The sequence below is a fragment of the Pseudomonas sp. R1-7 genome (genome assembly GCF_051132105.1).
Taxonomy (GTDB): domain Bacteria; phylum Pseudomonadota; class Gammaproteobacteria; order Pseudomonadales; family Pseudomonadaceae; genus Aquipseudomonas.
Map to the genome: position 1 here is coordinate 496,311 of NZ_CP071661.1, position 26,708 is coordinate 523,018.

General features: G+C 61.1%; 19 protein-coding genes. 15 read left to right on the forward strand and 4 right to left on the reverse strand.

Annotated elements, in window-relative coordinates; translation table 11 throughout:
• Positions 1-24 precede the first annotated feature (24 nt).
• A complete protein-coding gene (locus J3P79_RS02280) occupies positions 25-1,293 on the forward strand; it encodes a malic enzyme-like NAD(P)-binding protein (RefSeq protein WP_039592422.1) in 1,269 nt (422 codons plus the stop codon).
• Positions 1,294-1,491: 198 nt separating this feature from the next.
• Here the strand turns inward: J3P79_RS02280 and J3P79_RS02285 are convergent, their stop codons facing one another.
• On the reverse strand, positions 1,492-3,936 hold the full coding sequence (locus tag J3P79_RS02285) for a penicillin-binding protein 1A (protein ID WP_434611319.1): 2,445 nt from the start codon (positions 3,934-3,936) through the stop codon (positions 1,492-1,494).
• Positions 3,937-4,142: 206 nt separating this feature from the next.
• On the opposite strand from J3P79_RS02285, the gene J3P79_RS02290 reads away from it, so the two are divergent.
• From J3P79_RS02290 to hemE, 11 genes are all read left to right on the forward strand, one after another.
• Positions 4,143-5,207 (forward strand): pilus assembly protein PilM, encoded by a 1,065-nt coding sequence (locus tag J3P79_RS02290; RefSeq protein ID WP_434607808.1) that lies wholly within the window; start codon positions 4,143-4,145, stop codon positions 5,205-5,207.
• Positions 5,207-5,773 (forward strand): PilN domain-containing protein, encoded by a 567-nt coding sequence (locus tag J3P79_RS02295; RefSeq protein ID WP_434607811.1) that lies wholly within the window; start codon positions 5,207-5,209, stop codon positions 5,771-5,773. The genes J3P79_RS02290 and J3P79_RS02295 overlap by 1 nt, the downstream gene beginning before the upstream one ends.
• Complete coding sequence (gene pilO, locus J3P79_RS02300) at positions 5,770-6,393, forward strand: type 4a pilus biogenesis protein PilO (RefSeq protein ID WP_434607812.1); 624 nt, start codon at positions 5,770-5,772, stop codon at positions 6,391-6,393. The genes J3P79_RS02295 and pilO overlap by 4 nt, the downstream gene beginning before the upstream one ends.
• Positions 6,390-6,917: a pilus assembly protein PilP gene (locus J3P79_RS02305; protein WP_434607815.1), complete on the forward strand. Its 528-nt coding sequence runs from the start codon at positions 6,390-6,392 to the stop codon at positions 6,915-6,917. Before pilO ends, J3P79_RS02305 begins: the two co-directional genes overlap by 4 nt.
• Before the next feature lie 13 nt (positions 6,918-6,930).
• Entirely contained in the window at positions 6,931-9,003 is a 2,073-nt protein-coding gene (pilQ, locus tag J3P79_RS02310) for a type IV pilus secretin PilQ (protein WP_434607817.1), read from the forward strand.
• Between the two features lie 4 nt (positions 9,004-9,007).
• Positions 9,008-9,526 carry a shikimate kinase AroK gene (aroK, locus tag J3P79_RS02315; RefSeq protein ID WP_434607819.1) on the forward strand — a complete coding sequence of 173 codons (519 nt, stop codon included), beginning with the start codon at positions 9,008-9,010 and terminating at the stop codon, positions 9,524-9,526.
• Positions 9,527-9,674: 148 nt separating this feature from the next.
• Positions 9,675-10,775 carry a 3-dehydroquinate synthase gene (gene aroB, locus J3P79_RS02320; RefSeq protein ID WP_434607822.1) on the forward strand — a complete coding sequence of 367 codons (1,101 nt, stop codon included), beginning with the start codon at positions 9,675-9,677 and terminating at the stop codon, positions 10,773-10,775.
• Between the two features lie 10 nt (positions 10,776-10,785).
• Positions 10,786-12,372: an AAA family ATPase gene (locus J3P79_RS02325; protein ID WP_434607824.1), complete on the forward strand. Its 1,587-nt coding sequence runs from the start codon at positions 10,786-10,788 to the stop codon at positions 12,370-12,372.
• A 350-nt stretch (positions 12,373-12,722) separates the two neighbouring features.
• A complete protein-coding gene (gene gltB, locus J3P79_RS02330) occupies positions 12,723-17,171 on the forward strand; it encodes a glutamate synthase large subunit (protein ID WP_434607826.1) in 4,449 nt (1,482 codons plus the stop codon).
• A 33-nt stretch (positions 17,172-17,204) separates the two neighbouring features.
• Positions 17,205-18,623: an FAD-dependent oxidoreductase gene (locus tag J3P79_RS02335; RefSeq protein WP_003196992.1), complete on the forward strand. Its 1,419-nt coding sequence runs from the start codon at positions 17,205-17,207 to the stop codon at positions 18,621-18,623.
• A 238-nt stretch (positions 18,624-18,861) separates the two neighbouring features.
• A complete protein-coding gene (hemE, locus tag J3P79_RS02340) occupies positions 18,862-19,929 on the forward strand; it encodes a uroporphyrinogen decarboxylase (RefSeq protein WP_045154911.1) in 1,068 nt (355 codons plus the stop codon).
• 47 nt (positions 19,930-19,976) lie between these two features.
• Here hemE and J3P79_RS02345 read toward each other — a convergent pair whose 3' ends face one another.
• Positions 19,977-21,218, reverse strand: coding sequence for an MFS transporter (locus J3P79_RS02345; RefSeq protein ID WP_434611322.1), 1,242 nt, complete (start codon positions 21,216-21,218; stop codon positions 19,977-19,979).
• Between the two features lie 153 nt (positions 21,219-21,371).
• Here J3P79_RS02345 and J3P79_RS02350 point away from each other — a divergent pair, with 153 nt between their 5' ends.
• The 3 genes from J3P79_RS02350 (at position 21,372) to J3P79_RS02360 (ending at position 24,384) form a co-directional block, all read left to right on the forward strand.
• Positions 21,372-22,265: a LysR substrate-binding domain-containing protein gene (locus J3P79_RS02350; RefSeq protein ID WP_434607828.1), complete on the forward strand. Its 894-nt coding sequence runs from the start codon at positions 21,372-21,374 to the stop codon at positions 22,263-22,265.
• Positions 22,266-22,444: 179 nt separating this feature from the next.
• Positions 22,445-22,978: a hypothetical protein gene (locus J3P79_RS02355; RefSeq protein WP_434607830.1), complete on the forward strand. Its 534-nt coding sequence runs from the start codon at positions 22,445-22,447 to the stop codon at positions 22,976-22,978.
• Positions 22,975-24,384 (forward strand): PAAR domain-containing protein, encoded by a 1,410-nt coding sequence (locus J3P79_RS02360; RefSeq protein ID WP_434607832.1) that lies wholly within the window; start codon positions 22,975-22,977, stop codon positions 24,382-24,384. Before J3P79_RS02355 ends, J3P79_RS02360 begins: the two co-directional genes overlap by 4 nt.
• A 536-nt stretch (positions 24,385-24,920) precedes the next feature.
• On the opposite strand, the gene queC is transcribed toward J3P79_RS02360, so the two are convergent.
• Both queC and J3P79_RS02370 read right to left on the reverse strand, forming a co-directional pair.
• Positions 24,921-25,616, reverse strand: a complete 696-nt coding sequence (gene queC, locus J3P79_RS02365) for a 7-cyano-7-deazaguanine synthase QueC (protein ID WP_434607834.1) — start codon at positions 25,614-25,616, stop codon at positions 24,921-24,923.
• A gap of 87 nt (positions 25,617-25,703) precedes the next feature.
• Positions 25,704-26,633 (reverse strand): DMT family transporter, encoded by a 930-nt coding sequence (locus J3P79_RS02370; RefSeq protein WP_434607836.1) that lies wholly within the window; start codon positions 26,631-26,633, stop codon positions 25,704-25,706.
• Between the last annotated feature and the right edge of the window lie 75 nt (positions 26,634-26,708).

The window sequence follows — 26,708 nt, forward strand, 5'->3', positions numbered from 1 at the left end:
CACAGTAAAAAGCGGAATGCCCACATGTCTGATCTGAAAACTGCCGCTCTCGAATATCACGCTAATCCTCGTCCGGGTAAGCTGAGTGTCGAGCTCACCAAGGCCACCGCTACTGCCCGCGACCTGTCGCTGGCCTACAGCCCCGGCGTAGCCGAACCAGTGCGTGAAATCGCTCGCGACCCTGAGCTGGCTTACAAGTACACCGGCAAGGGCAACCTGGTTGCAGTCATTTCCGATGGCACCGCGATTCTCGGCCTGGGTAACCTCGGCCCACTGGCTTCCAAGCCGGTCATGGAAGGCAAGGGTGTTCTGTTCAAGCGCTTCGCCGGCATCGACGTATTCGACATCGAAGTCGATTCCGAGAGCCCGCAAGCCTTCATCGACACCGTCAAGCGCATTTCCATCACCTTCGGCGGCATCAACCTGGAAGACATCAAGGCACCTGAGTGCTTCGAGATCGAGCGCGCCCTGATCGAACAGTGCGACATTCCGGTATTCCACGATGACCAGCACGGCACCGCAATCGTGACTGCGGCCGGCATGATCAACGCCCTGGAAATCGCTGGCAAAACCCTGCCGGAAGCCAAGATCGTCTGCCTGGGCGCCGGCGCTGCGGCCATCTCCTGCATGAAGTTGCTGGTGAGCATGGGCGCCAAGATCGAAAACATCTTCATGGTCGACCGTACCGGCGTGATCCACTCCGGCCGTGACGATCTGAACCAGTACAAGGCTGTCTTCGCCCACGCGACCGACAAGCGCTCCCTGGCGGATGCGCTGGACGGCGCCGACGTGTTCGTCGGCCTGTCGGGCCCGAACCTGCTGAGCGCGGAAAACCTGCTGCGCATGGCGCCGAACCCGATCGTGTTCGCCTGTTCGAACCCAGACCCGGAAATCTCCCCGGAGCTGGCTCACGCGACCCGCAGCGACGTGATCATGGCCACTGGTCGTTCGGACTACCCGAACCAGGTCAACAACGTTCTGGGCTTCCCGTTCATCTTCCGTGGTGCCCTGGACGTTCGCGCCAAGCGCATCAACGAAGAAATGAAAGTCGCGGCCGCCAACGCCCTGCGCGAACTGGCCAAGCTGCCGGTGCCTCAGGAAGTGTGCGACGCCTACGGCGGCATCAAGCTGGAATTCGGTCGTGAGTACATCATCCCGAAACCAATGGATGCCCGCCTGATCACCCTGATCTCCGACGCCGTGGCCAAGGCCGCCATCGAGACCGGTGTGGCCACCCTGCCGTACCCGAAGAACTACCCGCTCAAGAGCGTGGATGACGTGTTCAACGGCTAAGCCGTTGTAGCGCTTCAATAAAAAGCCCCGGCTCTTGTGAGTCGGGGCTTTTTATTGTCTGGATTTGTATGGGTGGAACCATTCCCCGGATTAACCGCAGACCTGTGGCGAGGGGATAAATCCCCTCGCCAAAGAATCCGCACGGGATAAAAAAGCCCCGCGCTTCTCTCGAAGGCGGGGCTTTTAGGTGACGTTCGGTCAGAACAGATCGATCGGCGCCGCCTCATCCGCTGGCAGCGGACTGCCCGGCGCTACGCCGTTGCCCAGCTCGTTGATCGATGGCGGGGTGTCTTCGCTCTTGAACAGCTCGAAGTACGCACCCGGCGTTCCTGGCGTGGCCGCGCGACCACTGACCGGGTCGACCCGCAGGCTGAGGATGCCTTCCGGTTCAGGCTGGGTGTGCGGTGGCTTGTCCTTGAGGGCAGCGCCCATGTAGCTCATCCAGATCGGCAGCGCCACAGTGCCGCCGAATTCGCGTCGGCCCAGGCTTTCGGGCTGGTCGAAACCGGTCCAGACGGTGGTCACGTAATCGGCGTTGTAGCCGGAGAACCAGGCGTCCTTGGATTCGTTCGTGGTACCGGTCTTGCCCGCCAGGTCAGTGCGACCCAGGGCCAGGGCGCGGCGGCCGGTGCCGAGCTTGATCACGTCCTGCAGCATGCTATTGAGGATGTAGGTGGTGCGACCGTCGACGATGCGCTCTGCGATTGCCGGGGCTTGCGGTACGGCCGGGGCGGTGGTGGCTTCGCCGCCCGTCGCGTTCACCGTGAAGGTCTCGGTGGCAGGCGCGGCGACGCCGTCGCTGGCCTGCTCGCCCGTAGGCACTCGTGGCGGGTTGGCGACGAACAGCGTTTCACCGTTGCGGCTTTCGATCCTGTCGATGATGTACGGGGTGATCTTGTAGCCGCCGTTGGCGAAGGTGCTCCAGCCCGTCGCGATTTCCATCGGCGTCAAGGTCGCGGTGCCCAGTGCCAAGGACAGGTTGCGCGGCAAGTCCTGCTTGTTGAAGCCGAACTTGCTGATGTAGTCGATGGTGCGGTCCACGCCCAGCGCCTGCAGCAGGCGGATGGATACCAGGTTGCGGGACTTGTACAAGGCTTCGCGCAGGCGAATCGGGCCCAGGAACGTATTGGTGTCGTTCTTCGGCCGCCAGACCTTGTCCAGGTACTCGTCGACGAACACGATAGGCGCATCGTTCACCAGGCTGGCGGCGGTGTAGCCGTTATCCAGGGCGGCGCTGTAGACGAATGGCTTGAAGCTGGAGCCTGGTTGGCGCTTGGCCTGCATGGCGCGGTTGTAGTTGCTCTGCTCGAAGGCGAAGCCGCCCACCAACGAGCGGATCGCACCGTTCTGTGGGTCCAGGGACACCAGCGCGCCCTGGGCGGCCGGGATCTGGCTGAACTTGAGGGAATTGTCCGGCTGGCGCTGCACTCGGATCAGGTCGCCGACCTGCGCCACGTCCGACGGCTGCCGTGGGTTGGCGCCCATGCTGTTGGTGTTGAGGAACGCACGGGCCCATTTCATGGTGTCCCAGGCCACATGTTCTTCCTGCTCGCCGTTGCGGGTCAGTACCTTGATGCCGTCCTTGTCCACCTGGGTGACGATCGCCGGTTCCAGGCTGCTGATGGTGCGTTGCTTGGTCAGCTCCTGGGCCCAGGCTTCCTTGGTCTTGCCTGGCAGGCGTGATTCCGGGCCTCGGTAGCCGTGGCGCTGGTCGTAGGTCATCAGGCCTTCGTGCAGTGCGGTGTTGGCCATTTCCTGCAAGTCGCTCGGCACCGTGGTGGTGACGCGGAAACCTTCGGTGTAGGCGTCGCTGCCATAACGTCCGACCATCTCGGCACGGGCCATCTCGGCGATATACGGGGCGTTCACTTCCGGGGTCGGCACGTGATAGCTGGCGTTCAGCGGCTCGTTGATCGCTGCGGTGTACTCGGCTTCGCTGATCTTGCCGAGCTTGTACATGCGCCCCAGGATCCAATCGCGCCGCTCTTTGCTGCGTGCCGGATTGGCCAGCGGATTGAAGCGCGAAGGCGCCTTGGGCAGGCCGGCGATCATCGCCATCTGCGCCAGGCTCACATCGCGGATCGACTTGCCGTAATACACCTGCGCCGCCGCCTCGATCCCGTAGGCGCGGTTGCCCAGGTAGATCTTGTTCACGTACAGCTCGAGGATTTCGTCCTTGGTCAGCTGCCGCTCGATCTGCAGGGCCAGGAGGATCTCGGTGGTCTTGCGCGAAAAGCTGCGCTCGCTGGTCAGGAAGAAGTTCTTCGCTACCTGCATGGTGATGGTGCTGCCGCCGGACTGGATGTGGCCGCTCTTGATCAATTGGCTGGCGGCACGCATCAGGCTGCCCGGATCGACGCCATAGTGGTTGGCGAAATTGTCGTCTTCAGCACTTAGTAACGCATTGATGAAATTGGGGGGAATGTCGGCGAAACGGATCGGTGTGCGGCGCATTTCGCCAAATTCGGCGATCAACTTGTTGTCGCTGCTGTACACCCGCAGGGGAATCTGCAACTGAATACTTCTCAGCGCCTCCACGGACGGCAATCCCGGACTAAGGTAAAGAAATGCACCGCTCAGGCCCAAGAGCAGTCCGCAGAAAACGGCGACGATGGACCATCCGAAAAATTTCAGCAGACGAATCAAGGCTTTTGGATATCCAGGCAAAGAATGAAAAAGACGCCAAGTGCAGGGAAGGACCCGTGCTTGCAGCAAGCGAAAAAAACGCTGGGCATTATAAGCATTTTTTTTCGTCGGGAACGCCATCCGGACGTTCGTCGGACCGGGGGGATTGAACGCAACGCTTATTAGAGAGTCCGTAACTCACGGATAGTCATAGGGAATTGGTAGTGCTACGACTCTTCAATAAAAAAGCCCATGCGCTTCTGGGGATCGACATCAGCTCGACGTCGGTGAAGCTGCTCGAATTGAGTCGCCAGGGTGATCGTTATCGCGTCGAGTCCTATGCGGTCGAACCGCTGCCGGCCAACGCCGTGATCGAGAAGAACATTGCCGAGCTCGAAGGCGTGGGGCAGGCATTGTCGCGGGTGCTCGCCAAAGCCAAGACGCCCTTGCGCAACGTGGCCGTGGCTGTCGCGGGTTCGGCGGTCATCACCAAGACCATCGAGATGGATGCCGGGCTGTCCGATGACGACATGGAAAACCAGCTCAAGATCGAAGCCGACCAATACATTCCGTACCCCCTGGATGAGGTGGCGATTGATTTCGAAGTCGTTGGCGTTTCGCCTCGCAGCGCCGAGCGGGTCGAGGTGTTGTTGGCAGCGTGTCGCAAGGAAAATGTCGAGGTCCGCGAGGCAGCGCTGGCGCTCGCCGGATTGACCGCCCGCGTGGTCGACGTGGAGGCCTACGCGCTGGAGCGTGCCTTCGGCCTGCTTTCCACCCAGTTGGCCGCGTCCCAGGAGCGGTTGACCGTGGCGGTCGTCGACATCGGCGCCACGATGACGACCCTCAGCGTGTTGCATAACGGGCGCATCATCTATACCCGCGAGCAGTTGTTCGGTGGCCGCCAGCTTACCGAGGAAATCCAGCGTCGCTACGGCCTGACGCCGGAGCAGGCCGGCCTGGCGAAAAAGCAAGGTGGCCTGCCGGACGACTATCTTGGCGAAGTGCTGCAGCCGTTCCGCGAAGCACTGGTGCAACAGGTGTCGCGCTCGCTGCAGTTTTTCTTCGCTTCCGGCCAGTACAGCGCGGTGGATCACATCCTGCTGGCCGGCGGTACTGCTTCGGTCGCGGGCCTGGATCGGCTGATCGAACAGCGCCTGGGCACGCCGACCCAAGTGGCCAATCCGTTCGCCAGCATGGCCTTGAGCAGCAAGGTCAACGCGGGCGCCCTGGCCAGTGACGCGCCGGCGTTGATGATTGCCTGCGGGCTGGCCCTCAGGAGTTTCGACTGATGGCGCGGATCAACCTGCTTCCCTGGCGCGAAGAGCTGCGCGAAGAGCGCCGCAAGCGCTTTCTGCTGGGATTGGCCGGCGCGCTGGTCGGCGCGGTGGGCCTGATCCTGATTGCGGTGCAATACCTGAACAGTGCCATCGACTATCAAACAGCCCGCAACAGCCACATCCGGCAGCAGATTGCCGTCCTGGACGAGCGCATCCAGCAAATCAGCGAGTTGAAGGCCCGTCGACGGCAATTGCTGGAGCGCATGCGCATCATCCAGGACTTGCAGGGCAACCGGCCGGTCAGCGCGCGCATTTTTGATCAGTTGGCGCGGACCCTGCCCGACGGCGTGTATTTCACCGACGTCAAGATGGAGGAGGGCACGCTGTCCATCACGGGAGCGGCGGAGTCGAACAATCGGGTTTCTGACCTGATGCGAAACCTGGATTCATCGGACCTGTTCGATGCCCCGAGCCTGACGGAAGTGAAGGCCACCACGGCGGGCCAGCTCGACCAGGCGAACGTCTTCCAACTGACGGTTCGCCAGACCCGCCCGGCCAATATGGAGGACGCCCAATGAAGCCGGGAGAATGGCTGGACGCGTTGCGCAAGGTCGACCTCAGCGACCTGGACACCAACAATATCGGCTCGTGGCCGGCGCCAATCAAATGGCTGGCCGGCATTCTGCTGGTCATACTCGTGCTGGGGCTGGGTTATAACTTCACCTTGAGTGACCTGCAAAACCAGCTGCACCAAGTTCAGGAAGAGGAAAACACCCTCAAGGCGCAATTTGCGGGCAAGGCCCACATGGCGGCGAATCTGGAGCGCTACACCGAGCAGATGAAACAGATGGAAACGTCATTCGGCGTGTTGCTGCGGCAGTTGCCGAGCGATACCGAAGTGCCGGGCCTGTTGGAGGACATCACTCGCACCGGCCTGGGCAGCGGCCTGGAGTTCGAGGAAATCAAGCTACTGCCGGAGGTCACCCAGCCCTTCTATATCGAGTTGCCGATCCAGATCACCGTGACGGGCGGCTACCATGACCTGGCGACATTCGTCAGCGGCGTGGCCGGATTGCCGCGGATCGTGACCTTGCACGATTTCGAAATCGCGCCGATGGAGCCCGATGCGGGGCCGAAGCTGCGCATGAGCATCCAGGCCAAGACCTACCGGTACAACGAGCAGGAGGCGCAGCCATGATGCCGGCTTGGCGCATTGGCCTGCTGGCCGGGCTGGTCGCGTTGGCCGGCTGCAATAGCGATGACGGCTTCAGCGACCTGGACGCCTACATGAACGAGGTGCGCTTGCGCCCGCCCGGCAAGATCGAGCCAACGCCGACCTTCAAGCCTAACGAAACCTTTACCTACAGCGCGGCCAACCTGCGCAGTCCGTTCTCGAGGCAGGTGCGCGTGGACCAGGCGGGTCGGCAGCAGGGCTCGCGCAACGTCCGGCCCGACCCCAACCGGGTCAAGCAGTACCTGGAGGGCTTCAATATCGAGCAGTTCGAGATGGTGGGAACGATCTCCAATGCCGGCGGATCCTTCGCATTGCTGCGCGGTGCGGGGGGCGTACATCGGCTGAAGGTGGGTGACTACCTGGGACGCAACGATGGGCGGATCGTCGCCATCAGCGCCACTCAGGTCGACGTGGTCGAAATCGTCCCCGACGGCGAGGGGGCGTGGCTGGAGCGGCCGCGGACCATTCCTTTGAAAGAGCATTCATAGTGGAATTCGAACAATGAACAGGATTTTTTCAGCCCTCGGTATTTCGCTATGGATAGCGCTGTTGTCGCCGATGGTTCTTGGGGCCGGCCTGAAGACACTCGACGTTGCGGCGTTGCCGGGGGATCGTGTGGAACTGAAGCTCAGCTTCGATGGGCCGCCACCCACGCCCCGGGGCTATACCACCGAACAGCCGGCCCGAATCGCGCTGGACCTGCCCGGGGTAACCAATCAACTGGCCCGCAAGAGCCACGACCTTGGGGGAGGCAATGCACGCAGCGCCACCGTGGTCGAGGCGGGAGACCGTACACGGCTGATCATCGGGCTTACGCAATTGGCGGCCTATGACACTCGGATCGAGGGCAACAACCTCTTCGTGGTGGTTGGCAAGGGGGCGACCGCCAGGGCTGCGGCGCAGGCACCGCGTCCGGCGGGTCCCGCCCCGTCCTTCACCAGGTCCAGTGCGCCGGCAGGCAAGGCTATCCGTGGCGTGGACTTTCAGCGCGGGACGCAGGGCGAAGGCAACGTTGTGATCGATTTGTCCGATCCGTCCATCACGCCGGACATTCAGGAACGAGAAGGCAAGATTGTCCTCAATTTCGCCAGGACCCAGTTGCCCGAACCCCTGCGGGTGCGCCTGGACGTCAAGGATTTCGCCACCCCGGTGCAATTCGTCAATGCCAGCGCCGGCTCCGACCGCGCGACCATCAGCATCGAACCCAGCGGCACCTTCGACTATTCCACCTACCAGACCGACAACAAGCTGACCGTCAGTGTCCGGCCCATGACGGTCGAGGACCTGCAGAAACGCAACAGCGACCGCGCCGCCTACAACGGCGAAAAGTTATCGCTGAATTTCCAGGACATCGAAGTGCGTTCGGTGCTGCAGCTGATCGCCGACTTCACCAATCTGAACCTGGTGGCCAGCGACACCGTGCAAGGCGGCATCACCTTGCGGTTGCAGAACGTGCCGTGGGACCAGGCGCTGGATCTCGTGCTCAAGACCAAGGGGCTCGACAAGCGCAAGGTGGGCAATGTGCTGCTGGTGGCCCCGGCTGATGAAATTGCAGCACGCGAACGCCAGGAGCTGGAGTCCCAGAAACAGATTGCTGATCTGGCACCGCTGCGGCGCGAGCTGTTGCAGGTCAACTATGCGAAGGCCGCCGACATCGCCAAGCTGTTCCAGTCGGTCACCAGTGCCGAGGCTAAGGCGGATGAGCGGGGCACGATCACGGTCGATGAGCGCACCAACAACATCATTGCCTACCAGACCCAGGACCGTCTCGACGAGTTGCGCCGGATCGTCGCGCAACTGGACATCCCTGTGCGCCAAGTGATGATCGAGGCGCGGATCGTCGAGGCCAACGTCGATTATGACAAGAGCCTGGGCGTGCGTTGGGGGGGCTCGATACAGAACAAGGGCAACTGGAATTCTTCCGGCGTGACCACCGGGGACTCCACCACGATTGGTACGCCGGGCAGCACCAGCACCAACCAACCGTTTGTCGACCTCGGGGCATCAGGCAACACGTCCGGGATCGGCATCGCCTTCATCACCGACAACGTGCTGTTGGACCTTGAACTGACGGCCATGGAAAAAACCGGCAATGGCGAGATCGTTTCCCAGCCCAAGGTGGTGACCTCCGACAAGGAGACCGCGAAAATCCTCAAGGGCACGGAGATTCCCTATCAGGAAGCCAGTTCCAGTGGCGCCACCTCGGTGTCGTTCAAGGAAGCCTCGTTGTCGCTGGAGGTCACGCCGCAGATAACCCCGGACAACCGGATCATCATGGAGGTCAAGGTCACCAAGGATGAGCCGGATTACCTGAACAAGGTCCAGGATGTACCGCCGATCAAGAAAAACGAAGTCAACGCCAAGGTGCTGGTCAATGACGGCGAGACCATTGTGATTGGCGGTGTTTTCTCAAATACTCAGAGCAAGGTTGTAGATAAGGTGCCATTTCTTGGCGATGTGCCGTATCTTGGCCGCCTTTTCCGGCGTGATGTGGTCTCGGAGAAAAAATCCGAGCTGCTGGTATTTCTCACTCCGCGTATCATGAACAACCAGGCGATTGCTGTGAGTCGTTGATTCTGTGCGAAATTTGATTCTTGTTGGACCGATGGGCGCTGGAAAAAGCACCATCGGTCGTTTGCTGGCCAAAGAGCTGCGCCTGCCATTCAAAGATTCCGACAAGGAAATTGAATTGCGCACGGGTGCCAATATCCCATGGATCTTCGATAAGGAAGGCGAGCCGGGCTTTCGGGACCGTGAGCAGGCGATGATTGCCGAGCTGTGCGGTTTCGAAGGCGTGGTGTTGGCGACCGGCGGCGGCGCGGTGATGCGCGAGGCCAATCGTCGGGCACTGCATGCCGGCGGACGAGTGGTCTACCTGCATGCTTCGGTCGAACAGCAGGTCGGCCGTACCGCCCGCGATCGCAACCGGCCACTGCTGCGAACCGCCGACCCGGCCAAGACCCTGCGGGATCTGTTGGAGGTGCGTGACCCTCTGTATCGGGAAATCGCCGACCTGGTCATCGAAACCGACGAGCGGCCGCCACGGATGGTGGTGCTGGAAATCCTCGAGCGCCTGCAACAATTGCCCCCCCGTTAATGCGCGGCGCGAAATGCGCTATCCTCGGCGTCCCGCCTTGGCCCGTAGGGGTGTGGCGGATGGCCATTAACAGGCGCCACAGCAGGCACCGTGGAATTTTTGTCAATTGCAGGCAGGACGCCTGATTTCATCTTCACCGTGGGGACACATGCAGACACTTAAGGTCGACCTGGGCGAGCGCAGCTACCCGATTCACATTGGCGAGGGCTTGCTGGACCAGCCCGAACTGCTGGCACCGCACATCGCCGGGCGGCAAGTCGCGATTATCTCCAACGAAACCGTCGCCCCTTTGTATCTGGAACGCCTGGCTCGTAGCCTGTCGGCTTACTCGGTGATTTCCGTCGTGTTGCCGGACGGCGAGGCCTTCAAGAACTGGGAAACCCTGCAATTGATTTTCGACGGTCTGCTGACTGCACGGCATGACCGCCGCACCACCGTGGTTGCCCTGGGTGGCGGCGTGATCGGCGACATGGCCGGTTTTGCCGCGGCTTGCTATCAGCGCGGTGTCGATTTCATTCAGATCCCCACCACGCTGCTCTCTCAGGTCGACTCGTCGGTAGGCGGCAAGACCGGTATCAACCATCCGTTGGGCAAGAACATGGTGGGCGCGTTCTACCAGCCCAACGTGGTGCTGATCGACACTGCGACCCTCAGCACCTTGCCGGCGCGTGAGCTGTCCGCAGGCCTGGCCGAGGTCATCAAGTACGGCCTTATCTGCGACGAGCCGTTCCTGGGCTGGCTTGAAGACAACGTCGACCGCCTGCGTGCGCTGGACCAGGCGGCCCTGACCTACGCCATCGAACGCTCCTGCGCCGCCAAGGCCGCCGTGGTCGGTGCCGATGAACGGGAGTCTGGTGTACGTGCCACGCTGAACCTGGGCCACACCTTTGGCCATGCCATCGAAACCCACATGGGCTATGGTGTCTGGCTGCATGGCGAGGCGGTTGCCGCAGGTACGGTCATGGCCCTGGAGATGTCTGCGCGCCTGGGCTGGATCAGCGAGCAGGAGCGTGATCGTGGGATCCGCCTGTTCCAGCGTGCCGGGCTGCCGGTGGTGCCGCCTGAAGAAATGAGCGAGGCGGATTTCCTTGAACACATGGCAATCGACAAAAAAGTGATCGACGGTCGCCTGCGCCTGGTGCTGCTGCGCCACATGGGCGAAGCGGTGGTGACCGACGATTATCCGAAAGAAGTTCTACAGGCCACGCTGGGAGCGGATTATCGCGCCCTGGCTCAGCTTAAAGGTTAATAAGATTCCGATGACTAGTTTGCATGCCGACGAGGCTTTCCTCGGCCATTTCCAATTGAGTCATGACCCTTTTGCGCCACGGGTCCCGGGCTTCAAGTTTTTCCCCGCCCAACGCAAGCCGGTGCTGGGCCAGTTGCATCACCTGGCGCGCTACAGCCAGTTGCTGTTGGTCGTCACCGGCCCCCAGGGCAGCGGCAAGACCTTGCTGCGCCAGGCCCTGGTGGCCAGCACCAACAAGCAATCCGTGCAAAGCGTGGTGGTATCTGCCCGTGGCGCCGGCGACGCAGCCGGCGTATTGCGTCAGGTGGCCCAGGCGCTGAATGTCGACCAGGCGGAAATCGGTGCGATTCTCGACCAGATCGTGCAGCTGGCGTTGACCGGGCAGGAAGTCTATCTGTTGGTGGACGATGCCGAGCAACTCGACGAATCAGCCTTGGAAGCCCTGTTGGCCCTGGCTGCCGGTGCGCCGGAGGGCCGTCCTCATGTGTTCCTGTTCGGCGAGTCTTCGCTGATCGCCGACCTTGAGCAACTGAACCTCGAGGAAGAACGTTTCCACGTCATCGAACTGGCGCCCTATACCGAGGAAGAAACTCGGGAATACCTGGCCCAGCGTCTTGAGGGCGCCGGCCGGGGTATCGAACTTTTCACCGCGGATCAGATCTCTGAGATTCACGAAAGCTCCGACGGCTGGCCAGGAAACATCAACCAGGTCGCCCGAGATGCTCTGATCGAAATCATGATCGCCAGCCGCTCAGCGGTGAAGCGTCCAAGTATGGGGTTCAAGATGCCGAAGAAACACGTATTGGCGATTTCCGCCGTGGTCGTGGTCGCGGTGGCTGCCGCCTGGCTGATGCCGGGTCGCAGCAAGGCACCAACCACCGGCGCACCTGCCAACGAACAGGCGCAGTTGCCTCTCGGCCAGGGCGCGCCGCAACCCAACGGCGGCGCCCCGGCAGTGGAATTCGCCGGCAATACCCAGCCGATGCCGCTGCCACTGGTCGGCAACTCGCAACCGGTCATGCGTGGTCCCCTGGCCGAAGCCGCGGGGGGAATCACAGAAGGTGATGACGGTGCGCCGCCTCCGATCGAAGACACCAGCGATGTGCCGCCTACCGTGACCACCACCGCACCGCCAGCGGGCGTTCCGGCCGGTCCTGCGCCGACACCTGCACCGGCTCCGGCCGCGAAGCCGACCCCTGCGCCCACTCAAGTTGCCACCGCCAAGCCTGCCCCGGTTCCCGCACCTGCGGCCAAGCCGACGGCACCCGCGCCGGCGAGCAAGCCAGCCGCTTCCCCGGCCAAGGCCGCTGGCGGTAGCTGGTACGCCGGCCAGGCGCCGGGCAACTACGTGGTGCAGATCCTCGGCACCAGCTCCGAAACCGCCGCGCAGAACTTCGTCAAGGAACAGGGCGGCGAGTACCGTTATTTCAAGAAAGTGCTCAACGGCAAGCCGCTGTATGTGATCACTTACGGCAGCTTTGCCAACCGTGACGCAGCCGTTTCTGCCATCAAAGCCTTGCCAGCGAAGGTTCAGGCTGGTAAACCTTGGCCTCGCACTGTCGCCAGTGTCCAACAGGAACTGGCAGCAACTCGCTGATGATTCGGCGGCCTTACCCAGGCCGCCTCTCCCGGCAACCTCAAAATTTCCGCAAGGGCGGGCGACCTTTCAGGCCGCGCGCCTTGTGGTGTCTGCGTCACAGTAGCGTTTGAGTCGTAGCGGTCGAACCCAAAAAAGTTTTGACTAGCACAGCATATAGCTTTAAACCTTTCACAAATGCGACATGGATTTGCGACAGTTCGTCGTCAAATTTGTGAGCCCCTGTGTCGGTGTGTACAATGACCTCCCTTTTGCCCCCGCAAAGCTGGCGTACGTTCGGCGCGACATGCAACTGGTTGAATTGAAAAGAAATTTGCCTCGTTAAGAGGCAGCCTGGTGAGAAAGTGTCTATGAAAGCAGGTCTGTACCAACCAGATGAATTCAAGGATAACTGCGGTTTCGGCCTGATAGCCCATATGCAGGGCGAGCCCAGCCATACCCTTTTGCAAACGGCCATTGAGGCCCTGACCTGCATGACCCACCGTGGTGGGATCAACGCCGACGGCAAGACCGGTGACGGTTGTGGCTTGCTGATTCAAAAGCCCGACGAGTTCCTGCGTGCCATCGCCCAGGAAACGTTTGGCGTGACCTTGCCCAAGCAGTACGCCGTGGGCATGGTGTTTTTCAATCAGGACCCGGTGAAGGCACAAGCCGCTCGCGAGAACATGAACCGCGAGATCCTGGCCGCCGGCCTGCAGCTCGTCGGCTGGCGCAAAGTGCCGATCGACACTAGCGTGCTCGGCCGCCTGGCCCTTGAGCGCCTGCCGCTGATCGAGCAGGTGTTCATCGCAGGCGAAGGCCTGAGCGACCAGGACATGTCGATCAAGCTGTTCAGCTCCCGTCGCCGTTCGTCGGTGGCCAACGCCGCCGACACTGACCACTACATCTGCAGCTTTTCCCACAAGACCATCATCTATAAAGGCCTGATGATGCCGGCGGACCTCACCGCCTTCTATCCGGACCTGAGCGACGAGCGCCTGAAGACCGCGATCTGCGTCTTCCACCAGCGCTTCTCCACCAACACTTTGCCGAAATGGCCGCTCGCCCAGCCATTCCGCTTCCTCGCCCACAACGGCGAGATCAACACCATCACCGGCAACCGCAACTGGGCCCTGGCCCGTCGCACCAAGTTCGCCAATGACTTGATGCCCGACCTCGAAGAACTCGGCCCGCTGGTCAACCGCGTCGGCTCGGACTCTTCGAGCATGGACAACATGCTCGAGCTGATGGTGACCGGTGGCATCGACCTGTTCCGTGGCGTGCGCATGCTCGTTCCGCCAGCCTGGCAGAACGTCGAGACCATGGACCCGGACCTTCGCGCCTTCTACGAATACAACTCCATGCACATGGAACCGTGGGACGGCCCGGCCGGTATCGTCATGACCGACGGCCGCTACGCCGTGTGCCTGCTCGACCGTAACGGCTTGCGCCCGGCGCGCTGGGTCACCACCACCAACGGGTTCATCACCCTGGCTTCGGAAATCGGCGTCTGGAACTACCAGCCCCAGGACGTCATCGCCAAGGGGCGCGTAGGTCCGGGGCAGATCTTTGGCGTGGACACCGAGACCGGACAGATCCTCGATACCGACGCGATCGACAATCGCCTCAAGTCCCGCCATCCATACAAGCAATGGCTGCGCAAGAATGCCCTGCGCATCCAGGCGACCATGGAAGACAACGACCATGGTTCGGCTTTCTACGACGTCGACCAGCTCAAGCAATACATGAAGATGTACCAGGTGACGTTCGAGGAGCGTGACCAGGTGCTGCGTCCGCTGGGCGAGCAGGGCTACGAAGCGGTCGGTTCCATGGGCGACGACACGCCGATGGCCGTGCTGTCGCAGCGCGTGCGCACGCCGTACGACTATTTCCGCCAGCAGTTCGCCCAGGTGACCAACCCGCCGATCGACCCGCTGCGCGAAGCGATCGTGATGTCCCTGGAAATCTGCCTGGGCGCCGAGCGCAACATTTTCCAGGAGTCGCCGGAGCACGCCTCGCGGGTGATCCTCAGCTCACCGGTCATTTCCCCGGCCAAGTGGCGCTCGCTGACCAACCTCGATCGTCCCGGTTTCGAGCGTCAGGTCATCGACCTGAACTACGACGAAAGCGTCGGCCTGGAAGCGGCGATCCGTAACATTGCCGACCAGGCTGAAGAAGCGGCGCGCGCCGGTCGTACCCAGATCGTCCTGACCGACCGTCACATCGCCCCTGGCAAACTGCCGGTCCACGCCTCCCTGGCCACTGGCGCGGTGCACCATCGCCTGACTGAAAAAGGCCTGCGCTGCGATTCCAACATCCTGGTGGAAACCGCCACTGCACGCGATCCGCATCATTTTGCGGTGCTGATCGGTTTCGGTGCTTCGGCGGTCTATCCATTCCTGGCCTACGAAGTGCTGGGCGACCTGATCCGTACCGGTGAAGTGCTGGGCGACCTCTACGAGGTGTTCAAGAACTACCGCAAGGGCATCACCAAGGGCCTGCTCAAGATCCTGTCGAAGATGGGTATCTCGACCATCGCCTCGTACCGTGGCGCGCAACTGTTCGAGGCCATCGGCCTGTCCGAGGAAGTTTGCGAGCTGAGCTTCCGTGGCGTGCCGAGCCGTATCAAGGGTGCGCGTTTCGTCGACATCGAAGCCGAACAGAAAGCCCTTGCTGCCGAAGCCTGGAGCCCGCGCAAGCCGATCCAGCAGGGCGGCCTGCTGAAGTTCGTCCACGGTGGCGAATACCACGCCTACAACCCGGACGTGGTCAACACCTTGCAAGCCGCCGTGCAGCAGGGCGACTACAGCAAGTTCAAGGAATACACCGCGCTGGTGGACAACCGTCCGGTGTCGATGATCCGCGACCTGCTGAAAGTCAAAACCCTCGACACTCCACTGGACATCAGCGAGATCGAACCACTGGAATCGGTGCTCAAGCGCTTCGATTCGGCCGGTATTTCCCTCGGTGCGTTGTCCCCGGAAGCCCACGAAGCCCTGGCCGAAGCCATGAACCGCCTCGGTGCGCGTTCCAACTCCGGTGAAGGCGGCGAAGACCCGGCGCGCTACGGCACGATCAAGAGTTCGAAAATCAAGCAGGTGGCGACCGGCCGCTTCGGTGTGACGCCGGAATACCTGGTCAACGCCGAAGTGCTGCAGATCAAGGTGGCCCAGGGCGCCAAGCCCGGCGAAGGTGGCCAGCTGCCTGGCGGCAAGGTCAACGGCCTGATCGCCAAGCTGCGTTATGCGGTGCCCGGCGTGACCCTGATTTCGCCACCGCCACACCATGACATCTACTCGATCGAAGACTTGTCGCAGCTGATCTTCGACCTCAAGCAGGTCAACCCGAAGGCGCTGGTCTCGGTAAAACTGGTGGCGGAAGCCGGCGTTGGCACCATTGCCGCTGGCGTGGCCAAGGCCTATGCCGACCTGATCACCATCTCCGGCTACGACGGCGGCACCGGTGCATCGCCGCTGACCTCGATCAAGTACGCCGGCGCGCCATGGGAATTGGGCCTGGCGGAAACCCACCAGACCCTGCGCGGCAACGACTTGCGCGGCAAGGTCCGGGTGCAGACCGACGGTGGCCTGAAGACCGGCCTGGACGTGATCAAGGCCGCCATCCTCGGCGCCGAGAGCTTCGGCTTCGGCACCGCACCGATGATCGCCTTGGGCTGCAAATACCTGCGCATCTGCCACCTGAACAACTGCGCCACCGGCGTGGCGACCCAGAACGACAAACTGCGCAAGGACCATTACATCGGTACCGTCGACATGGTGGTGAATTTCTTCACCTACGTGGCCGAAGAGACCCGTGAGTGGTTGGCGAAGCTGGGCGTACGCTCGCTTGAAGAGCTGATCGGCCGTACCGATCTGCTGGAAGTGATCGAAGGCCAGACGGCCAAGCAGCATCACCTTGATCTGACCCCGTTGCTGGGCAGCGATCTGATTCCTGCGGACAAGCCTCAGTTCTGCCATGTTGACCGCAACCCGCCGTTCGACAAGGGTGAACTGGCCGAGAAAATGGTCGACATGGCCGCTGCGGCGATCAACGACCTGAGCGGTGCCGAGTTCGAGCTGGATATCTGCAACTGCGACCGCTCCATCGGTGCGCGGATCTCCGGTGAAATCGCCCGCAAGCATGGCAACCAGGGCATGGCCCATGCACCGGTCACCTTCCGCTTCAAGGGCACCGCAGGCCAGAGCTTCGGCGTCTGGAACGCCGGTGGCCTGAACATGTACCTGGAAGGTGACGCGAACGACTACGTGGGCAAGGGCATGACCGGCGGCAAGCTGGTGATCGTTCCGCCCAAGGGCAGCGTCTACAAGACCCAGGACAGTGCGATCATCGGCAACACCTGCCTCTACGGCGCCACGGGCGGCAAGTTGTTCGCCGCCGGCACCGCGGGCGAGCGTTTTGCGGTGCGTAACTCCGGCGCCCACACCGTAGTGGAAGGCACCGGCGATCACTGCTGCGAATACATGACTGGTGGTTTCGTCTGCGTATTGGGCAAGACCGGTTATAACTTCGGTTCCGGCATGACGGGCGGTTTCGCCTACGTGCTCGACCAGGACAACACCTTCGTTGACCGGGTCAACCACGAACTGGTGGAAATCCAGCGGATCAGCGGCGAGGCGATGGAAGCCTACCGCAGCCACCTGCAACGCGTGCTGAACGAGTACGTCGAGGAAACCGACAGCGAGTGGGGTCGTGAACTCGCCGAGAACCTCGATGACTACGTGCGTCGTTTCTGGCTGGTCAAGCCGAAGGCTGCCAACCTGAAGTCGTTGCTTTCCAGCACCCGTGCCAACCCGCAGTGATATGCGCCTGAAGAGTTTGATGAGGTTTTAACAATGGCTGAACGTCTGAATAACGACTTCCAGTTCATCGATGTCGGGCGCAAGGATCCGAAGAAGAAACTGTTGCGTCAACGCAAGAAAGAGTTCGTTGAGATCTACGAGCCCTTCAAACCCCAGCAGTCGGCCGACCAGGCCCACCGCTGCCTGGGTTGCGGTAACCCGTACTGCGAATGGAAGTGCCCGGTGCACAACTTCATTCCCAACTGGTTGAAACTGGTGGCCGAGGGCAACATCCTCCAGGCCGCCGAGCTGTCCCACCAGACCAACACCCTGCCGGAAGTCTGCGGCCGGGTGTGTCCGCAGGATCGCCTGTGCGAAGGTGCTTGCACCCTCAACGACGGTTTCGGCGCGGTCACGATTGGTTCGGTTGAGAAATACATCACCGACACCGCGTTTGCCATGGGCTGGCGCCCGGACATGTCCAAGGTCAAGCCGACCGGCAAGCGCGTCGCGATCATCGGCGCGGGCCCGGCGGGCCTTGGCTGTGCCGACGTGCTGGTGCGTGGTGGCGTCACTCCGGTGGTGTTCGACAAGAATCCGGAAATCGGTGGCCTGCTGACCTTTGGCATCCCCGAGTTCAAGTTGGAAAAGACCGTGCTGAGCAATCGTCGCGAAGTCTTCACCGGCATGGGCATCGAGTTTCGCCTGAACACCGAGGTGGGCAAGGACGTGACCATGGAGCAACTGCTCGAAGAATACGATGCCGTATTCATGGGCATGGGCACCTACACCTACATGAAGGGTGGCTTTGCCGGCGAGGACCTGCCGGGCGTCTACGACGCACTCGACTTCCTGATCGCCAACGTCAACCGCAACCTGGGCTTTGAAAAGTCGCCGGAAGATTTCGTCGACATGAAAGGCAAGAAGGTCGTGGTGCTCGGCGGTGGCGACACGGCGATGGACTGCAACCGCACGTCGATTCGCCAGGGCGCCAAGTCGGTGACCTGTGCCTACCGTCGTGACGAAGCGAACATGCCTGGCTCGCGCAAAGAGGTGAAGAACGCCAAGGAAGAAGGCGTGAAGTTCCTCTACAACCGCCAGCCGATCGCCATCGTCGGTGAAGACAAGGTCGAAGGCGTGAAGGTGGTCGAGACCCGTCTCGGCGAACCGGACGCCCGCGGCCGCCGCAGCCCTGAGCCGATCCCGGGCTCCGAAGAGATCATCCCGGCCGACGCCGTGGTCATCGCCTTCGGCTTCCGCCCGAGCCCGGCGCCGTGGTTCGAGCAGTTCAGCATCCAGACCGACAGCCAGGGCCGCGTCGTGGCGCCGGAACAGGGCCAGTACAAGCACCAGACCAGCAACCCGAAGATCTTCGCCGGTGGCGACATGGTCCGCGGTTCCGACCTGGTGGTGACGGCGATCTTCGAAGGCCGCAACGCGGCGGAAGGGATCCTGGATTACCTGCAGGTCTGACCGAACGACACCAATCCTGTGGGAGCGAGCTTGCTCGCGATAGCGGTAGGTCAGTCGCCAGATGTATTGGCTGACATGCCGCCATCGCGAGCAAGCTCGCTCCCACAGTTGTTTTGTGGTGTTAGAGGGCTGCGTTGCCCCGCGACAAATTGCCCCGATAGATAAAAGGCACGGCTCTTGCCGTGCCTTTTGCGTCGCGCTCTGAGAAAATGCCCGCACTTTTTTTCCGGATGCCGACATGACTGCCCTGAAGAACGACCGCTTCCTTCGCGCCCTGCTCAAGCAACCCGTGGACGTCACCCCCGTGTGGATGATGCGCCAGGCCGGTCGCTATCTGCCGGAATACCGCGCCAGCCGCGCCAAGGCCGGTGACTTCATGAGCCTGTGCATGAACCCGCAGTTCGCCTGCGAAGTCACGATGCAGCCGCTGGACCGCTATCCGCAACTGGACGCGGCGATCCTGTTCTCCGACATCCTCACCATTCCCGACGCCATGGGCCAAGGCCTGTACTTCGAGACCGGCGAAGGCCCGCGCTTCAAGAAAGTGGTCAGCACCCTGGCCGACATCGAAGCCCTGCCGATTCCCGATCCCCAGAAGGACCTGGGCTATGTCATGGATGCGGTCAGCACCATTCGCCGTGAACTCAACGGTCGTGTGCCGCTGATTGGCTTCTCCGGCAGCCCGTGGACGCTCGCGACCTACATGGTCGAAGGTGGCTCGTCGAAGGACTTCCGCAAGACCAAGGCGATGCTCTACGACAACCCGCAAGCCATGCATCTGTTGTTGGACAAGCTGGCGCAGTCGGTCACGTCCTACCTCAACGGCCAGATCATGGCCGGTGCCCAAGCGGTGCAGATCTTCGATACTTGGGGCGGCAACCTGTCGGCGGCGGCGTACCAGGAGTTTTCCCTGGCCTACATGCGCAAGATCGTCAGCGGCCTGATCCGCGAGCACGAAGGTCGCAAAGTCCCGGTGATCCTGTTCACCAAGAACGGCGGCCTGTGGCTGGAAAGCATCGCCGAGTCCGGTGCCGACGCCTTGGGCCTGGACTGGACCTGCGACATTGGCAACGCTCGCGAGCGCGTCGGCCACAAGGTCGCCCTGCAAGGCAACATGGACCCAACGGTGCTCTACGCCAAGCCTGAAGCCATTCGCGCTGAAGTCGGGCGCATCCTGGCCAGTTACGGCAAGGGCAGCGGCCATGTATTCAACCTTGGCCATGGCATCACGCCGGAAGTCGACCCGGAACACGCCGGCGCTTTCCTGCGGGCAGTGCACGAGTTGTCGGCGCAATACCACGACTGACCCGTGGCGGGAGCGAGCCAACTCGCTCCCGCCACTGTTTCATGCGTTCAGGCTTTTATCTCGCCCAGCGGTGGCAACTTGGCCAACTTCAGTGCGATCAATAGAGCGATGATGAGCAGCGAGCCGATGAACAGTCCGGTGCCGTTCCAGCCACCCAAGTGCCACGCCACGCCCCCCGCCGTACCAGCGACACTCGAACCGGCGTAATAGCTGAACAAGTACAACGACGAAGCCTGCCCCTTTGCCTTGAGCGCACGCCGGCCAATCCAACTGCTGGCGACTGAGTGAGCGCCGAAGAAGCCGAAGGTGAACACCAGCATGCCGACGATCACCAGCCATAGCGGCGTGAACAGGGTCAGGACAAGCCCCGCCAACATGAGCGCGATGGTTGCCCAGAGCATTTTCCGGCGCCCGAGTTTGTCAGCCATTGCACCGATTTTCGCCGAACTGTAGATCCCCGACAGATAGACCACCGAAAGCAGTCCGACAAATGCCTGATCCAACTGATAAGGTGCGGCCAGCAGGCGGTAGCCGATGTAGTTGAACAGCGTCACGAACGCGCCCATCAATACGAAGGCTTCGAGAAACAGCAACGGCAACCCGGCGTCGCGAAAGTGCATGATGAACCCGTCCAGCAGGCTGCGCGGGTGCAGCGAGCGGGGACGGAAATTGCGTGATTCGGGGAGGATTCGCCAGAACACTGCCGCCGCGATCAACGCCAGGCCACCCACGACCAACATCGCGGTGTGCCAGCTGACGAAGTCGATCAACACGCCCGTGATCAGGCGCCCACTCATGCCACCGATGGCATTGCCGGCGATATACAGCCCCATCGCCAGGCCGATGTGCTTGGGGTGAATCTCTTCGCTCAGATAGGTCATTGCGACCGCTGCCAACCCGCTCAGCGACAACCCCACCAAGGCGCGCAGCAGCAATACGCCTTGCCAGGTCGGCATCATCGCGCTGGCGATCGTGCACACCGACGCGGCGAACAGTGCCGCAACCATCACCGATTTACGGCCGATGCGGTCGGAGATCGGGCCAGTGATCAACAGGCCGACGGCGAGCAGGCCGGTGGCCACCGACAGGATCAGGCTGCTCTGCGCCGCATTGATGGAAAACTCCTTGGACAGCAGCGGCATCATCGGTTGCACGCAATAGAGCAGGGCAAACGTCGCAAAGCCTCCGCAGAACAGCGCCAGCACCGTGCGCATGAACATCGGCGTGCCCTTCTCGATGTAGATGTCCTTCAATTCGGCAGCGACATCACCCTGCGCGCGGGGAGGGATTTCATGGGCGAGTGGGGCGGCAGCAGTTTTCACGATGGACCTCGGAGGAGCACGGCCAGGCAGGCAATGAAAAAAGCATATAGCCAGCTAATGATTCTATCCAATATATTGTTCGACCTATTTAAGACGTTATACGACCTACTAGGGTTTCCCATGGAACTGCGGCATTTGCGCTACTTCATCGCCGTCGCCGAAGAATTGCACTTCGGCCGCGCCGCGCTGGCGCTGGGCATTTCCCAGCCGCCCTTGAGCCAGCAGATCCAGGCGTTGGAACAAGAGATCGGCGCCCGGTTGTTCGATCGCACCAACCGTCGGGTCGAACTGAGCGAGGCCGGGCGTTTGTTCCTGGAAGAGGCGCGGCGGATTTTGGCCCAGGTCGACAAGGCCGCCGATGTGGCCCGCCGTGCTCAGTTGGGAGAACTGGGCGAGCTGAAGATCGGCTTTACCTCCTCGGCGCCCTTCAACTCCACCATCCCCCAGGCGATTTTTTCGTTCCGTCAGCGCTTCCCGGCCGTGCACCTGAACCTACGTGAAATGAGCAGCACCCAGGTCGCCGACGCGTTGATGGACGAGGTGATCGAGGTGGGCATCATGCGACCCTTGCCGTTGCCCGATTCACTGGTCGAAATCGAACTCAGCCGCGAACCGCTGGTGGCTGTGCTCAGCGCCAAGCATCCCTTGGCCCAGGGCAATGAAGACGGCCTGTTTCTCTCGGCCCTGGCCCAGGAACCGTTCGTATTTTTCCCCCGCAGCTACGGCAGCGGCCTTTACGCCCAACTTCTCAGCCTGGCCCGCGACGCCGGCTTCAGCCCGCATTTCGCCCAGGAAGCCGGCGAAGCCATGACTATCATCGGTTTGGTCGCGGCAGGGCTGGGCGTCTCGGTATTGCCGGCGTCGTACCAGCGGATGCGTATCGATGGGGTGGTGTACCGACCGCTGCTCGACCCGGCGGCGGTGTCGGCGGTGTGGCTGGTCCAGCGCAAGGACCAGCGTTCGCCGATGGCGCAGGCGTTTGTGGGGTTGTTGAGGGGGGGCGTGGAGTTGTAGGGGCTTGGGACATGTAGGAAAACGAATACTTCACTGTGCGAAACGTCTTTTCCGCTCCAAATACCTCTTCTTTGAGATTGCGGCTGATCCGCGACACAACGTTTTATTCATAGCTCTGAATTCGTTCGACTTGGCAGAGGCCAAGCGAACAGCGACCCCTGGGTAGGAGCCTTGAACAAATGCACGCATCTCTGCAACTCGCCTATACCAACGAAGCATCCGCTGAGTATCTCCGTCGCCTGGACGACTCACCTTTCACGGATCAGCAACTTGCCGGTTTCGACGAACACGGGTTAGCGATCGTCAATCGACGACAGGCGTACGCCCAGGCTCATCCACCGATCGCCATTTACCGAGTCGCCACCGAAGGCAGCCAGACCCGCGATGGCGGGGTTATCCAGCGAGGCTCGGCGTCGTTTGAACTGCCGTTGGCCGACGGACGCCAAGTCAGCGCAGCGTGCAAGGGCGATCAGGTTGTGTATGCCGATGGCCGCACTGCGCGGATCGTCACTGGCGCGGGCGCGGGCAACAGCCATGTTGCGCTGGTAGGTAGCGTCCTGAGCAATGGCGATGAAATTATCAACACGCCACAAGGGGCGTTCTTGCTCATTGCCCGTGAGGGCGTGCCGTTGGCGGAAGACTTTCTCCCCGCGATTGATCAGGCGCAGGGGGCCGACCTACCATCGGATGAAATGAAGGATGCCATCCAATGAACCGGGGTTATTACATTGGACTCGGTGACGAAACCACCTGTGGTGGGAAGGTGCTGGATGGGGATGCCAGCTTCAGTCTGGACGGCCTCCTTCATGCCTGTGAAGGTGACCGGGTTACGTGCGGCAAGAATGGAAAAACGTATCGGATCATCGGCGGTGTAACCCACATGACCAGCAATGGCCGGCTCATGGCAGGTACGCTGGACAGCCAAAGTGGCTGCCCCTGCAACGCGCGTCTGCTGCCTTCCGTATTCACGGCCAGCTACAGGAACGGCAGCCCCGCACCACAAGCCAGCCGCGCCGCTCAACCGGCTCCACAGCCCGCGCCCCATGCCTCAGCTACACCGGGTCATTCGACCTTCGGCCCATCGAGCCACCTGCCGTTCGGAGCATCCACCCACCTGGAACCTCAGGAACCGGGCTTCTATGTCGTCCCTGAAAGCTTGAGCCGTGAAGCCTTGGAAGCCACGCTATTCCCCGCGCCCAACCCCCAGGTGCTGCGCAAATTCCGAGCGTTGAACCCTCACCGCGATGTTGTAAAAGCCGGTTCGATGATCGTGCTGAGCGACCCGAACAACCTGCAATGCACCCGCGAAGAAGCTCAAGTGATGGCGGCAGCGGAAACGGTGAATGCTGCGCTCGAAGACCTGACGGCCGAACAAGCCGACTTCATGCACCGCCACGCGGCCGAGATTGCCAGCTTCACCGGCCAGACCTCGACCTGGCTGGGCGTGAGCGCCGTGGTGATGGAAAAACACCTGACCAGCCTGCGCGACACCCTGCAAGCCATGGAGCGCTTGCATCAGGACAGCTATCGCCAGCATGGGCATCTTAAATCAGCGCAATTTTTTACCGAACGCAGGCTCCTGCTCGCGCAGCTGGATGCGCACTTGCTGAACTCCACCCGCCTGCGCGGCCATACGACGCTGGGAGACCATCCCAAATTGAAAACCGCTCTCGGAATTTCGAGTCGCAGTCTGGTTCATCACTGGAACAAGGCTGGCGCGCCGGGGCAGATACCGGGGTACGCCACGCATGTGGAAAGCACCAGTCGTGCAGCGAAATATATGCAGATGGGTGGGTATGTCGGGATTGGGATTGGTGGGGTGTCTTCGGTGCTGGCGGTTCAGGCTGTGTGTAACGGGGGCTCTGAGGAGGCTTGTGAGCGGGTCAGGTTTACCGAGGGAGGGAAGTTTGTTGGATCGACTACGGGAGGAATAGCTATAGGGGGGCTTGCTTCTTGGGCGAGTGCTCCCGTTTGCCTTGCACTTGGTGTTTCTACGGGGATTGGGGGAGTTGTTTGTGTTGCGGCGGTGGTTGCGGCCGGCGCATGGGCAGGGACGACTGGTGGCGGAATAGGGGGCGAGGCAATAGGTGAGATTATTTTTGAGAGTACCCAACCGTGATTCGCATTGATAGTTGGTCGCCCTGGGTTGTTGTCATTGTTGTTGGCAGTCCGCATCTGCTGGCCTTTTTTTGTGTCGTATTCAACTTGTACCTAGGTCATCGACATCTGGACTCTATGATGCAGGCTTTGGGCAACGGCAGTTATGTCTCTACTTGGGGGGCCGCATGGCGGAGACAGGGTCGGTTCGGAGGATGGGTGCGGGTCAACAAAATTGCCGGAATGGTCACTTGGCCAGGGGCATACGTTCAACTTGGGGATGTAAGCGCTGGCGATATCGAGAACTTTCCGCTCCATCTGAAACGACTTCTGAACATTTATGTGGCGATGATGCTTGTTGCGTCGATTGGGATAATGCTCGGGGCACTATTGGTAAAGCTTAGATGATTCCAGCCATTGGCGTCTCCAGCCGTTGTCTGGTTCATCACTGGAACAAGGCTGGCGCGCCGGGGCAGATACCGGGGTACGCCACGCATGTGGAGAGCATCAGTCGTGCAGCGAAATATATGCAGATGGGCGGGTCGGTCTTAGCTTTTCTTATATATTTATTTTATTTTTTAGTGTCTTGCTAACCCTTTCCCTATTTTCAGTAAAAGCCTTCAGCCCCCCTGCACGAAGACTACAAGCATCACATCCCCCACACCCGCTCCCCACGATCCCGTTATAACAAGTCAGCGTCCGATTCATCACCAACTCCAGCTGGTTGTAATACTCCGCCAGTGCCCAAGTCTCTGCTTTATTCAGCCACATCAACGGAGTCTCGATGCGCAATTTGTAATCCATGCCGGTTTCAATCGCGACGTTCATGGCTTTGACAAAACTGTCCCGACAATCCGGATACCCTGAAAAATCCGTCTCGCACACACCGGTGATCACCGCTTCAGCCCCCACCTGATAGGCATAGATCGACGCCAACGTCAGAAACAGGGTATTGCGACCCGGTACGAATGTATTGGGCGGGCCGTCCTTGCTGCTGTTCGCCGACGGAACCGGAATGTTTTCGCGAGTCAGGCTGCTGATCGCCAGTTCGTTCAACAACGTGGTGTCCAGGACCTTATGGGCCGTCACGCCAAAATGCCGGGCGAGGTCCTTTGCTACTTCAATCTCGGCGCGATGGCGTTGGCCATAGTCGAAGGTGATGCAGTGGATTTCGTCGTACTGGGGCAGTGCGTGGATCAGGCAGGTAGTGGAATCCTGGCCGCCGCTGAAAACGATCACGGCTTTCTTGGTCACTTCATTCATCCTTGGCATTCTCGGCTTTTGGTGGGGATGTGACCGTAGCGCGAACTTCAAGGGCTTTGTTGTGGGACGTTTCGGAAATTAGGTGCTCCGCTTTCCGAGTTTTACTTGTCGCCTCGTAGGATCAAGGTTGAGCGCAAGGACGCTGGTCAATACGATGGCCGCCCCGACGATGACCATCGCCGATGGGCGTTCGGCGAGGATCATCGAGGCCATCAGCATGGCGGTCGGAGGGATCAGGTAAAGCGCCATGGAGGCTCGGCTCACGTCGCTGCGGGCAAGGACATAGGCCCAGGCAAGGTAGGCCAGCGCGCTGGGAAAGATGCCCAGCATCAGTACGGCCAGATTCACCGAAGTGGGCGTTTGTTTCGCCTCGTTCAGCAGCCCTGGCGCGAATATGAATAACAGGGCGGTGCCTGACCAGACGGTGTAACAGACCATGGTCAAGCCGTCGTAGCGATGGCAATAGCGTTTTTGCAGGGCGAAATACAAGCTCCAGGATAATGCTGCCAGGAGGATCTGCAGCCCATGGGCATTTATCTGACCCAAACCACGATCTCCCATGACCACTACGGCAGCGCCCGCCAACCCCAACAGCACGCACATCCACTGCCACGCATTGACGCTGTTCTTGAAGACGAAACGCGCCAGTAGCGCACTGAACAATGGTGTGGATTGGGCCAGGACACTGGCGGCGCCAGCGCTGACACCTCGCTGCCCGTAGTTGAGGGCGATGTGATGCAGGCTGACGGCGAAAAAACCCAGCAGGGCGAGCAGCGGGACGTCCTTCAATCGAGGCAGGCAAATGCCCCTGACCAAGGCGATTGCGGCCATGAATGTCGAGGCGATGAGGAATCTCATCAAGGCCAGGTGGCCGGGTTCGTATGCCTGGAGGCCAATGCGAATGCCAATCGGGGAGTAGGCCCAGCAGACAATGACGAACGTTGCTGCCAGGGACACCTTTACGGTCGATCGTTTCGAACCTTTGTTGAGCATCAGCCGCGTCTTCATCCAAGTGCTTGCCTCGGAGTATCGAAAACGCGGCCTATCACCACAAGTGACTTAAACTCAGTCAATCATTCACTT